Origin of the sequence: Mucilaginibacter sp. MD40, assembly GCF_002288635.1 — a bacterium.
GTDB lineage: Bacteria > Bacteroidota > Bacteroidia > Sphingobacteriales > Sphingobacteriaceae > Mucilaginibacter.
In genome coordinates, this window is the sequence record NZ_NRSW01000001.1 from 3,003,011 (window position 1) to 3,016,144 (window position 13,134).

Here is a 13,134-nt window from a genome sequence, read left to right on the forward strand (position 1 = left end):
AATATGGTTTTACCATTAACTAACAGCGAGCTGGAAACAGAACTCCAGGAGGTATATATCCAGGCCACTCACTGGCTTCAGGACATCGGTTTCCTCGAAACAGAAACACATTTTTTCCGGGATATCATTGACCGTTATAAAATAGCTGATGACCCTAACGGCAACGAAACAGAATTAAAGGCCAAAATCGAGGCGCAGTACCAAAGACTGGAGTCGCTAAAAGCAAAGGTCCCCGGTTTCCTGGCTTTTGTTGAGCCTTTTATCTGCGATCTCAACAAAACACCGGATCTGGATTTTCTTGGCCGATATAACGTACTTTATCTGGAATTAACCAGTCTTTTTGACAACTACCGGCTAACCAGGAACCAACTGTTTCAGAATAGGGAAGCTCATGCCCGACAAAAGGCGCCCAACGCCTGATCCCCATGTCGCTAACCAAATGACCTGCCTATCCGGGTAGGAGTGCATGATTTGCATCAATACTGAAGCTGCGGATGGTCACTTTTTACTGCGTGGCAAACCATTACACTTGCGGTATGAAAAAGACAAGCATCAAACATCTGACGTTCGCACACCAGGCCTGTCTGCGCGGACTGGATTTCTATCTATTGGAGATACGTTTCCTCCAGGAAAGGCTCGAGGAGATCGCCGGTGACAATACAGGACGTGAAGTGTCCGGGCAGGTGGAACATTTTCAGAATCAACTGATCATCCATCGTGAACAGATCGATCAGCTTAAACACCGTATCAATATCAATTTAGACCAGGTTACGGCAGAATTGAAGCGTTCCAGTAATTTCATCCAGGAGGCAACTGTAGACGCGGCTAATCAAATTGGTGCCGACTACGAACAGGAGGAACAATTGTTTAAGACGCTGCGGCAGGAATTTAACCGCTTTGCCGCAAAATGGATGTAAACATGCAAAAACCAACCTACATATCGGCGGCAGAAGCCGTAAAACTGGTACGATCCGGAAACCGGGTATTCATTCATGGTAGTGCCGCCACGCCTATTTTTCTGGTGTCGGCCTTACAGGACCGGTGGAAGGATCTACAAGACGTTGAACTGGTCAGCATCACTACACTGGGGCAAGTTAATTTCGACCGGCCGGAACACCGGGGCAGCTTCTTTTTCAATTCGTTGTTCGTATCTGCCACCACCCGTAACGTTGCCAACAGCGAACATGGGGATTATGTGCCCATCTTCCTGAGTCAGATTCCGGCGCTGTTTCGTAAAAGAGTGTTACCGATCGATATAGCGCTGATCCAGGTTTCCCCGCCGGATAGTCATGGTTACTGCTCACTGGGCACATCGGTTGATATAGCACTGGCGGCGGTAGAAACCGCTACATACGTGATCGCGCAAGTCAATCCTTTGATGCCGAGAACACATGGTGAAGGATTTGTGCATACCAGCCGGCTCAACGCCATGGTTTGGCAGCAGGCGGAACTACCGGAGATGGATTATGCCAGCGGTGCTGACCCCATCACGGAAAAGATTGGCAAAAATATCGCCGGACTCATTGAGGATGGCGCTACCCTGCAACTCGGTATCGGCGGTATACCTGACCAGGTGCTTAAAAACCTCATCGGGCACAAGAACCTTGGATTACATACAGAAATGTTCTCTGACGGCGTTATTCCACTGATCGAAAAAGGAGTGATCAACAACCGATTGAAAAAAATACACGCCGGCTTATCAGTTACCGCTTTCCTGGTGGGTACGCGCAGGCTTTATGATTTTGTTCACGACAATCCTTCCATCGGCGTAATGGATATCAGCTACGTAAATGATACCAGTATCATCCGGCAAAACCCCAAAGTTACCGCGATCAACAGTGCCATTGAGATAGACCTGACAGGTCAGGTCTGTGCTGATTCCATTGGTTCGTTTCAATATTCCGGTATCGGCGGGCAAATGGATTTTATCCAGGGGGCAGCCTTGTCACACGGCGGTAAGCCGATCATCGCCTTGCCATCGCAAACCAATAAGGGCATCAGTCGCATTGTTCCTTATTTAAAGCAGGGCGCGGGTGTGGTAACTACGCGGGGGCATATTCATTGGGTTGTAACGGAATACGGCGCGGTAGATCTTTTTGGGAAAAGCCTGAAGCAGCGGGCAAAAGCCCTGATAGAACTGGCGCACCCTAATCAACGCGAGGCCTTGGACCGTGCTTACTTCGACCGCTTCGCTAAAGCCTGACCCCTATTTTAAAAAACGGTTCTCAATTAAGGAAAATTAACCGTGCATTAGGGGATTAAGCGTCGATTTGCATCTTCAATATATATGAAGAACAAATTTATACGCTACCATGCGTTGCCGGCACTTGTTGCCCTGTTGTGTTCTGCCCATGCTATAGCTCAGCAAAAGGAAGGCAAAACACAATACGTGAACACATTTATCGGCACTGCACCTCTTAATGACCCAAAAATACTTGGTTATCAATTACCTGATGGCTGGCGTTCGTGGGCCGGCCTTACCTTTCCCGGAAGCTCGCTGCCAAATGCCATGGTACAACTTAGCCCTATGACCGCGTACGGATCAGGTGCAGGCTATCAGTACGAAGATTCGGTGATCTTGGGGTTTACGCATACCAACAAAGGCCACTGGAATCTTTGTAATGTCCCCATCCTGCCTATGTCAAACCCGGGCTCAAAATTGGGGTCAAGGTTTAGCCATAAACGAGAGGACGCGACTCCCGGTTATTACCATGTTTTCCTGGATGACTATGGCATTGATGTACGCCTTACCTCTACCCTACGGTGCGGTTATCATCAATACGCTTTCAAAAATAATACCGCAAGGCAGATCCTGTTTGACATGGGTAAAGCTAATAGCCGTGTAACCACCTGGAACCTAGAGCAAGTGGGTGGTAATGCGATAAAGGGCTTTCAGGGCGGTGAGAACATCTATTTCTACGCCGTGTTGAACACCCCGATAAAAAGCATCGACAAAAAGGATGAAGGCAAGCGTACGGGCAACGCGATAGTGCACCTTACTGATGGTGGCACAGGGCCTGTAGAGCTAAAGATAGGCCTGTCATTTGTAAGCACCGAGAACGCCCGGCAAAACCTGGAGACCGAGATCGGCAACAAGGACTTTGAAACCATCCGCGCGGAAGCTAACCGTACTTGGGAAAAACTTTTATCCACCATTGACATAAGTGGCGGCACGCCAAAGCAAAGGCAGATGTTTTACTCCTGCCTGTACCGCTCCTTCCTGTGGCCTGCTTTGCGCAGCGATGTTAACGGTGAGTACCGCGATGCCAAAATGGAAGTTGCAAAGGGCGACCTTACTTATTATACTGAGCCATCCTTGTGGGACACCTACCGCAACAAAGATGTACTGCTTGGGTTGATTACGCCGAAAGTGACCTTGAATGTGATCAAGTCGCTGAAGGACGTTGGCGACAAGACCGGTTTTATTCCCACGTTTTTCCATGGCGACCACGGTGCATCGTCTATTGCTGGAGCCTATCTCAGGGGAATAACCGACTTTGATATAAAGGGTACCTATAAATTATTACTACACAACGCGAACGTTGAAGGAAGGGCCAGGCCTTACCTTAACGAATATATCAGCAAAGGATTTATTTCCGACCCTAAAATAGAACACCCCGAAGTAGAAACCAAGGCTAAAGCAGGCGTTTCTAAAACGCTGGAGTATGCGTATGACGATTACTCGGTAGCACAGATCGCTAAAAAGTTAGGCGATACAGCTAACTACCGTATCCTGATGAAGCGGTCGCAAAACTACCGCAATATGTTTGATCCCTCTACCCGGTTCATGCGCGGCCGCCTGGAGAATGGTGACTGGATAAGCCCTTTTGATCCGCAGCAGCCCTATTACGAATATATGTACCGCGAGGCCAATGCCTGGCAGGTATCTTTTTATGCTCCGCATAACATGCCCGGCCTGATCAGCCTGTATGGAGGGCCGAAAAATTTTGAGGCCAAACTTGATTCGCTTTTCACCTTACCGTGGAACCCTAATCACATCGCGCGCAACGTGGAGACCATGATAGGCCAGTATTGCCAGGGTAATCAACCCGACCACGAGGCTCCTTTCGCTTACATCTTTATCAACAAACCAGAGAAGTCACAAAAGATCATCGACCGTATCCTGAACACCCTTTACGGTATTGGTGACGAAGGGCTTGAATTGAGCGGTATGGACGACGCTGGCGAAATGTCGTCATGGTACGTATTCAGCTCTTTGGGGCTTTATCCCTTCTCGGCAACCGATCCAAAATATATTGTTACCGTACCGTTGTTTGATAAAGTTACCTGGAAAACCAGTACTGGTAAAACGCTTACCATCCTGAAACCCGGTAAGGGCAGGAATCTGACCGCCATAAAGGTGAATGGAAAAAAGATCCGTGGATATTTCGTTCCGCATGATGTGTTTACAAACGGCGGAACTGTAGAGATGTTGACCAGATAAATAGCACAAAAAAGCCTTCCGGAAAATTGATCCGGAAGGCTATCTCATGTTAAAACTTGCCGGCTGCTTTTAACGTGGCTGCGGCCTCCACTGTAGTAACCCCGCTTATTTGCGTGGTAAGATCTGTACTTCCGGATGGAGCGCTCTTCCAATCCGGGCTAACCATAAAGTCAGGTCTGCTGATACCTTTAGCGAATAATGTCTCAGCATTAAATTTCAGAAAATTAACGTAAGCATCACGTTTGGCCTGTGGTACATCATTCTTAAGGGTAAGCAGTGTAAGGTATCTCACCAGGATGCCTTTGAACAAACCACCATCGCCCTGGCCTTCGTTCCTGAGCAAACCGCCCGGTGCAAGGTCAAGGTCTTTTATAGTGGCATCAGCCGTTTTGATGGCATCATTCAGATAGTTTGCGTCTCCTGTAGCGTTATACAATTCCAGGCCTGCCCCTATAAACACGCCCTGGTTATAGGTAAACTTATTCTTATCCAACTGGCCGTCGCCTTTAGAGTTGATGCCGTCCCAAATAATACCACTGGCATCCAGCAGTGTCCCCTTTAACCAGGTATAAAGTTCTTTAGCAAGGTCAAGGTCTGCAGCGTTTTTCTCTAACTGATACAACCTTGCCGCGAAAATGATGGCCGGTGCATTTGCAGGCGTATTTTTATACGTTGGTTGCGATTTTCGCCAGGCTATTCCCCCACCCTGATTATTGTTCTTACCTGTTTTAATATCAGTCCACAAAGTTTTAGCGGCTGCCAGGTAGTCTGCATCCTTTGTTGCATCATAAGCACGCAGGCTTGCCAGGGCCAGCCATTCCATGTCATCATAATACTCATTCTCATACTTGTTGCCGTTGGTCTTGTAAGTACCATTAAGCAACGATTTCATGCGCTGTTTATATATCTCGTTCTTAGTACGCAGGTATCCGTCAGTGAATACGTCAAGCGTATGCGCCTGCGGCCAATAGTTGTAATTGGTGTTACCGCTATTGTTCTGCACAAAGTAATTGCCGTTGGCAGATAAAAAAGTGGTATATGTTTTTTCCTGCAAGGTATCTGCAGTAGCGGCGAAGGTGTAGTTTACCTTGGCGCTCGCCTGGTTAGGAAACAGCGGGAAGGGTTTATCCTTTAAGCAGGATGTAAGCGCTACAGCTGTTGCACACGCCAGCGCGAACCTTTTTATATGATGGATCTGTATAGTCATAAACTGGTTTATAAAGTAAGGCAGGCAGTACCTGCCTTAAAGTGATCAACTTATTGTTTTAGCGTAACTGTATGAGTGTAGGCAGCTACATCCGCGTTCATCATCACTTTAATGTCTGCCGATTTGTTATCCAGGTCGTGATTGAACTTGAAGGTATAATCATAAACCGAGTTATCTACCGGTACCATGTAGTAATAGCTTGGAGCAGTAGCAGCGGTGGCGGCGCTGTTGTCGCGATTGGTGCTGCCAAAATATTGCTCGGTAGTGCTGCCATCAGCGTTCTTGAACGTGAAGCGGAACTTGTAACGTTCGTCGCGCCCCCATGACTCCTGGTGGAAAACAATTGGTTTGTTGTCGGCTGTCCAGGTGCCGTTGCCTGCGTAGTTAAGGTCGAACCATATCTTGCTGTCGGCAGAGAACCACAGGCCAAGCTTAACTACTTCAGTAGACTTGAAGAGCGCATCGTTGAAACTTACCTCCAATTTAACTACTTTGGTATCGCCGGTCACGTTCGTTTCACCGTCTTCCACCAGCCTTGTGCCATTGAATGAGTACTTTTTGATGATACCTGTCTTGGCATCTACAAACTGGTAGGTACCGGCTTTTAACGAAGTGTATACTTCAAACTTGCCATCACCTACTTTTTTCATTTTTACAGCTTTTGAGATGTCGGCACCGCCCTCTGTAGCCGATCCGGTAACAAATACCGCGTCAGGGCTTTCAAAACCCACAGGGCGTTGAACAGAGATGACGCGTTTAGCTGCCGACGCTGAAAGTTTCACACCTCTTGATGAGCGCACGGTCCATATCAGCTTGGCGATCTCTTCGGGCTTTGCACCTGCAATGGTGGCTACCTTGTTAAGATCGCTGTATGATAAGGTTAGTTTATTGTACAAACCATTACCATCTGATGGAACGGAGTATAACGGCTTAGAGAAGTCGCCGCCTTCTTTATCAAACGCTACTTCGTATAGCACCAGCCCATTATCTGAGGCGTGTGCCTGTTCCCATTCAAAGGATACCGAGCCAGATGCGCCTGAAGGTATCTTTACCGCTTTTGCATCTTCCGGCGCGTATAAGTTGGTGACCGGGGTCACATCTGCATTGCTTAGTGTTTTGTCCTTTTTGCAGCTTGTGATAAAAAGTAGTGCTGCTAAACCTGCAACCAGGCTATATAGTGTCTTTTTCATGATCTTGAGTGATTTTAAAATTCCTGTTGAACAATGTTGTTAATTACCATCCCGGGTTTTGAGTAAGGTTTGGATCAACCGCTCTTTCATCTCTCGGTATAGGCCACAAATAGGCCTTATTAGCATCAAACGTGCGCTGATTAGCCCGGATGTAGCCATTATCTACACCGGCAGGCCCAAATTTTGCGCCATGTGCCCAGCCGTTCAGCACAACCTCGGCTATCTTCCAACGGCGGATGTCAAATATGCGCAGGCCTTCCATGGCAAATTCAACACGGCGTTCGTCACGTACGATCTGGCGCATCTCATCCTGGCTAACAGCGGGGAAAGTAAGCGCGGCCGCATCGGTGAAGCCGGCACGAGCCCGTATGGCGCGTACGGTTTGGTCCCAAACAGTAGAGTTCATTTGGCCAAGCTCTGTTTTAGCTTCCGCGTACATTAAAAGCACATCAGCGTAACGTATCAAAATCAGGTTAAGGCCCGATCCAAAATCGGCGGGTGTAGATGTAGGGTCGTAATACTTGCGGGTATAATAGCCAGTAGGTGAAGCTATAGAGCCTGGTGAATACTCATCCGGATGGCTCGGATCAGGATCAGACCCCGGCTTGGTATAAATGGTCTTAACGGTATTGTCGGCTTTTTTCCACTGGTAGCCATTGTAAACAACAGTGTAGGTAAGGCGCGGGTCACGGCCAACGTACGGGTTGTTCTCGTTGTAACCTGAGCCTGCATCGCTGATCCTTTTGCCGTTCAGCATCAGGTAGCTATCCACAAGTTCCTGGGTAGGCGCAATGGCGTTTAGCCTGCCGTTCACAGATAGCGGGGCCATGTCCCTAAAGTCGGTATAGTACCTGGTGCCCACGGATGGCGGCAGATACTCCAGGTCAAACATCACCTCTGAGTTATACTCGTTTTGCGGAAGGAACAAGCCCTCATAAGAGTTGAATAACGCGTAGGTACCATTGGCGTTGCTGTTCATTAGTTTCTCACATTCGGTAACTACCTCTGCCCAGCGGTTCTCATAAAGTAAAACTCTTGCCTTAAGGCCTATAGCCGCGCCTTTGGTCACACGGCCACGGTCGGCAGCAGCCAAAGCGGTGTTCACCGGCAAGTCGGCAGCAGCAAGGTCAAGCTCTTTCAAAATAAAGTCTACCACCTGCGCTTTAGGCGTGCGGGCTATAGTCTTTGACTCCTCAATGGTGAGGTCTTTATCTATTAGCGGAACATCGCCCCACCAGGTTTCAAGCATATAATAATGCCAGGCACGTATAAATCTGGCCTCGGCCTTCATGCGTGCTTTTAGTGTAGCATCCATAGCGGTTACCTTGTCCACATTCTCTAAAAAAATGTTGCAGGTTTTAATGCCGCGGTAATGATCGCCCCACTCGCCCTTCAAGCGGCCTAACGAGGCATCATATGTACCCGCTGCAAGCGATGCAACGCCGTTGTTATCGCCACGCCCATTGTACGCGTTGTCAGACATGGCTTCGTTAGTGAAAAAGTAACCGCTGTTTGATATCTGCTCGTATGCCGTGTTCAGCACAACACTTGCCTTATCGGTTGTTGTCCAATAGTTGGCGTCGGTAAATTTATTTTCCGGTGCGAGATCAAGCTTCTTGCACCCCGTTGTTGCCGCTGTAAGCAGCACCAAAAAACTGATTTTGTAAATGATATTTTTTTTCATGTTGATGTAGATCAAAGGGTGATATCAAGACCGAAACCATAGTAAACCGGCAATGGATATGACCTGGCGCTGTTAGCTCCTCCGGCGGTCACATTGCCCCCTAATTCGGTCGATTCCGGATCGATGAACTTCATTGGCGAAAATGTCAGGATGTTTTGACCGGTAAGGTAAGCCCTTACTTTACGCATACCCACTTTTTTTGCCATGCTTGCCGGTAGCGTGTAACCGATCTGGACGTTCTTTACCCGCAGGTACTTACCATCGAAGAGGTACATATCCGATCCACGACGAAAGTTATTGGTGTTAGACTGGCTGCCGCTCGCGGCAAGGCGCGGGAATCGGGCATTTGGGTTATCAGGTGTCCAATAATCCAGCTGATGCTCATACATCACCTGCGAGTAGTTGACGTGGAAAGGCTCAACCTGCTCACCGCGGACAAACATGCTGCGTTTGCCTACGCCTTGTAAAAACAGGTTCAGATCAAACTGTCTTACTGACAGGCTATAGTTGAACCCGAAGGTTAAGCGCGGGAAACCGTTACCCAGAACAAAGCGGTCGTTATCATCAATAATGCCATCGCCGTTCACATCCACATAGCGGTTATCGCCCGGGAGTACGGTGATGCCTGCCGGTTTTGCGCCTTTCTGTATATCGTCAAGATTTTGGAAATAGCCGTCGCGTTTAAGGCCAACGTATGAACCAATGGGCAAGCCAACCTTATTGATGATCTGCATCTCGTCATAAGTGCGGATCTGGTCGCCGCCTTCCAGTTTTAACACCTTGTTTTTGGTATCTGCCACGTTAAATGCAAAGGTGTGGTTAAAAGCTCCTGTCTTTAAGCGATAGTTTACGGTAACTTCCCAGCCGCGGTTTTGTACCTCGCCTGCATTATAATCAGGTAAGCCTGCACCGAAGGTGCCGGGTACTACAGGCGGCAAAAGAATGTCACGGGTGATCTTGTTAAAGTAGTCTGCCGTTAAGGTAAGCGAGTTCCTGAAGAACGTTGCATCAAAGCCAATGTTGAAGGTAGCTGCGCGTTCCCAACGGATATCCGGGTTGGCGAAGTTGATAATAGATGTACTTACCGGCTGGTTGTTGAATGAATAAAAGGTACCAGGCGATACGCTAAAGGTGTTCAGATACTGGTAATCTCCCACATTTTGGTTACCCAGAATACCATATGAACCACGGATCTTCAGATCACCGAACTTGTCGCGATAGCTCTCCATGAAATCTTCTGAGCTAAGGCGATAGCCAAGTGTACCTGACGGGAAGAACGCGTTCCGGTTTTGTTTAGCAAATTTTGAAGAAGCGTCGATCCTGAAATCAAACTCACCATAGTACTTATTCTTGAAGTTGTAAGATGCACGGCCAAAGAGCGAGTTGAGGCTGGTCTCTACCTTGTTGTTATTGGTAGCGGTAGATGAAGTTTCGATAACGGTACCGGTAACAGGCGTACCCAACTCAGGGTCGGTATATTTAAGCCTCAGATAGTTGGACTCGTTATTGGTCGACTCGTTGGCCACACCGATCAGGACATCGATGTTGTGGTCTTTATTGATGGTTTTAGTGTATTGCGCCAGGAATTGTGAGTTGATAAACAGGTTCTTGTTGTTATCATCGGTGGTGTTCCTGTCAGACCCATAACTGCCTTTTGGCAAAAAGTTCACCTGCATCACACGGCCAAACATGTGGTTTGACAGCAAGGTTCCGCCGATAACACCCTTCAGTTTCAGATCTTTGGTAACAGATAATTCCGCTGTAAGGTTACCGAATATGTTATCATTATCGCGCTTGCGGTAGCCACCTTTTTCGAGGATACCAAGCGGGTTAAACTCGGCCAGTACATCATTGGTAAGATAGTTACCCTGGGCGTCCTGAATAGGATAGTAAGTAGGTGTACGACCCGCGTCGACAATAAGCGTACCTGTGTTAAAGGAGTGCTCCTTGATCTCGGTACGGGTGTAAGCAAGTATGCTGGTAACTTTTAGTTTACCAAATTCAGTGCTCAAATTCATGCGGTAATTGTAGCGCCTAAGGCCATAATCGGGGCCTACCAGGTTGCTGCGCTGATCCAGCACGCCGGCCGATACCAGGTATGACGACGTAGCGTTACCGCCCGTAAGGCTAAGGTTGTGGCTTTGCTGAGGAGCATTTTTGAGGATAGCATCCAGGAACCATTGTTCATCGCCGTGCTCCTGTATCTGGCGAATCTGTGCAGGCGAGTAGATGGGGGTCAAACCGGCGTTCACTACCGCTTCGTTACGCAGAATGGCATTTTGATAAGCAGGTACCGGTTTATAACCTACACGCGGCTCCTGTATACCATACTGCCCGCTGTATGAAAGCGCTGCACCGGAATTTTTACTTCCCTTTTTGGTGGTCACCAATATTACACCGTTTGCCGAACGCGAACCGTAGATAGCTGCGCTGCCTGCATCTTTTAAGACCGATATAGTTTCGATATCATTTGGGTTGAGCAGGTTAAGATCTCCGCCTGTTATACCGTCTATAACAACCAGTGGGCTATTATTGCCGAATGTGCTCACTCCGCGAATATTTACGGTTTGATATGCGCCCGGTTCATTATTGGTTTGTTGAATGATGAGGTTAGGAAGCGTACCCTGCAATGCCTGTGTAAGGTTCACAGCGGGCTTGCCTTCAATGGCCTTTGATGTTACCTGATCAACAGCACCTATAACGTTTCCCCTGCGCTGTGTGCCGTAGCCTACCACCACCACCTCGTTGAGCGAGGTTGCGGCGGGTAAAAGCTGCAGGTTGATCACCGTTTGGCTACCAATAGCAACCTCCTTTGAGGTGAAACCTACAAAGCTGAAAACAAGTGTGCCTCTACTATCGGGCACGGTGAGGGTATAATTACCTCCTACATCTGTAACCGTAGCCACATTACTATCCTTAAGCCTTACGCTTACGCCGGGCAGGGGCTGGTTGGTATCGTCAGTCACCTTACCCTGTATCCGGATGGCCTGTTTACTATCGTCGCTTAGGCCGGCTGTGGTGATTGCAGCGGGTTGCTCACTGATAACGATCACATCATCAATGATCTTGTACGAAAGGTGGAACTGTCCGAGCAGATCGTCCAGTACTAACCTGATAGGGCGTTGCTTAACGTCAATGTTCACCTTGAACGACGGTTTAACAACGTTGTTGGCATAAGCAAACTTCACCTGGTTATCTTCAGATAATTTTTCGATAACGTCTGTAAGCCTTTTGTTCTTAAGCTTAAGCGTTACCGTTTGCTCCAGGAACTTCTGTCCGTAAGAGTTGTTCGCGATAGCCGAAAAGCACATCAGGCAAACCAGGAATACGGCAAGTGAGGTATATTTCATTAATATCAGTGCATAACGAACTACTCCATTAGAAAATAGAGATATATTCATAGATTTGAATGAGTTAAAGTGTTTGCATTAAAGTGCGCCGCTCTGAATTGGACCTCTGAAACGGTACACTAATTAATAACCCGGCATTTTAATTTACCCTGGTCAAACCCGTTTGAGCAGGGTTTTTTGTTTCTTATGTGATCATGTCTTCTCTGTTGTTAGGTTCTGTTAAATTGGTTAGGTCGGAATCAATCGGTTTTATCAGCAGCCTTTTCCCCGTAGCCGGTAGCCCTTACCCTCGGGCGTAGCTTTTCCCTTAACTAACCGGGATATGATATCCAGGATATGCGGGAAGGTAACGTTGGTAAAGTTTGCTGATATAGCGCAGCCGGCGAGGTTGGCGTCGGCGTTGATCTCGATATTGAACCGGCGGCGTAATGATGTAAGCACATCCTTTAACGCGGTTTCCTTAAACACCAGTTCACCGTCTTTCCAGCCGGCCGCTACCCTGATGTCCACATTCGTACTTTTTAGTGAAGCAAGGGTGCGTGTGTTAACGCTCAATTCCTCGCGCGGTGTTAACATAACGGCAGGGTTTGTCGGCGCAGTTGTTCTTGTGGTTAACACCCCTACTTTACCCGTCACCACACTTACCTTTACAAAAGCATCTTCGGGGTAGGCCTTCACGTTAAAGCTTGTTCCCAATACCTGCGTGTTTACATTGCCGGTATGCACTATAAATGGCTGGCCGGTGCGGTGCGCAACATCCAGGAAAGCCTCGCCTATTAAAGTTATCTCTCTCGTAGTACCTCTGAAACGTTCAGGATACATAAGCTTACTGCCGCTGTTAAGCCAAAGCCTGGTACCGTCGGCAAGGGTGTAATTGATCACCTGACCGTTTTGCGCGGTGAGCGTTTTTGTGGCTATAGGGTCAACCACGTCTAAAATCCGGTTACGGTATGGATAAGTGAGGCCGGCTAAACCCACCAAGATAAATAGCGAGGAAGCGATAGCCCATTTTTTTCGGCTGCCCCGTTTTTTTTGCTCAATCTCCCCTATAGCTAAGGTGATGCGTGACAGCACCTTTTCACTGTCGAACGGTTGGGCACCATCAACGGGCTGCTGCTTATTAAGCTCCAGATCGTCAAAATAACGCGCGGCGTATTCTTGTTGTTGCAGGCTATTGCCAGCAGCTTTACGTTTTTTCAGGAAATTGAATTTGCTCATCGGTTTATAGCTGTAAGATGCAGCACAGCAGCGTACCCCCT

At 48.0% G+C, this 13,134-nt stretch carries 9 protein-coding genes; 4 read left to right on the forward strand and 5 right to left on the reverse strand.

The window, feature by feature from the left end:
• Positions 1 to 3 precede the first annotated feature (3 nt).
• The 4 genes from CKK33_RS13580 to CKK33_RS13595 all read left to right on the forward strand — a co-directional run bounded on the left by CKK33_RS13580 (position 4) and on the right by CKK33_RS13595 (position 4,444).
• The gene (locus CKK33_RS13580) at positions 4 to 420 is read left to right on the forward strand and encodes a hypothetical protein (RefSeq protein WP_095704624.1); all 417 of its coding nucleotides are present in this window, start codon (positions 4 to 6) and stop codon (positions 418 to 420) included.
• Positions 421 to 608: 188 nt separating this feature from the next.
• A complete protein-coding gene (locus tag CKK33_RS13585; RefSeq protein ID WP_143822959.1) occupies positions 609 to 917 on the forward strand; it encodes a hypothetical protein in 309 nt (102 codons plus the stop codon).
• A 2-nt stretch (positions 918 to 919) separates the two neighbouring features.
• Positions 920 to 2,203 (forward strand): acetyl-CoA hydrolase/transferase family protein, encoded by a 1,284-nt coding sequence (locus tag CKK33_RS13590; protein WP_095705857.1) that lies wholly within the window; start codon positions 920 to 922, stop codon positions 2,201 to 2,203.
• An 84-nt stretch (positions 2,204 to 2,287) separates the two neighbouring features.
• Positions 2,288 to 4,444 carry a GH92 family glycosyl hydrolase gene (locus CKK33_RS13595; protein ID WP_095704626.1) on the forward strand — a complete coding sequence of 719 codons (2,157 nt, stop codon included), beginning with the start codon at positions 2,288 to 2,290 and terminating at the stop codon, positions 4,442 to 4,444.
• Positions 4,445 to 4,493: 49 nt separating this feature from the next.
• Here the strand turns inward: CKK33_RS13595 and CKK33_RS13600 are convergent, their stop codons facing one another.
• The 5 genes from CKK33_RS13600 to CKK33_RS13620 form a co-directional block, all read right to left on the reverse strand.
• Complete coding sequence (locus CKK33_RS13600) at positions 4,494 to 5,651, reverse strand: glycoside hydrolase family 76 protein (RefSeq protein WP_095704627.1); 1,158 nt, start codon at positions 5,649 to 5,651, stop codon at positions 4,494 to 4,496.
• A 50-nt stretch (positions 5,652 to 5,701) separates the two neighbouring features.
• On the reverse strand, positions 5,702 to 6,841 hold the full coding sequence (locus CKK33_RS13605) for a SusE domain-containing protein (protein ID WP_095704628.1): 1,140 nt from the start codon (positions 6,839 to 6,841) through the stop codon (positions 5,702 to 5,704).
• Positions 6,842 to 6,884: 43 nt separating this feature from the next.
• On the reverse strand, positions 6,885 to 8,525 hold the full coding sequence (locus CKK33_RS13610; RefSeq protein ID WP_095705858.1) for a RagB/SusD family nutrient uptake outer membrane protein: 1,641 nt from the start codon (positions 8,523 to 8,525) through the stop codon (positions 6,885 to 6,887).
• Between the two features lie 11 nt (positions 8,526 to 8,536).
• Positions 8,537 to 11,926, reverse strand: coding sequence for a TonB-dependent receptor (locus CKK33_RS13615; RefSeq protein ID WP_095704629.1), 3,390 nt, complete (start codon positions 11,924 to 11,926; stop codon positions 8,537 to 8,539).
• A 201-nt stretch (positions 11,927 to 12,127) separates the two neighbouring features.
• The gene (locus CKK33_RS13620; protein WP_095704630.1) at positions 12,128 to 13,093 is read right to left on the reverse strand and encodes a FecR family protein; all 966 of its coding nucleotides are present in this window, start codon (positions 13,091 to 13,093) and stop codon (positions 12,128 to 12,130) included.
• Between the last annotated feature and the right edge of the window lie 41 nt (positions 13,094 to 13,134).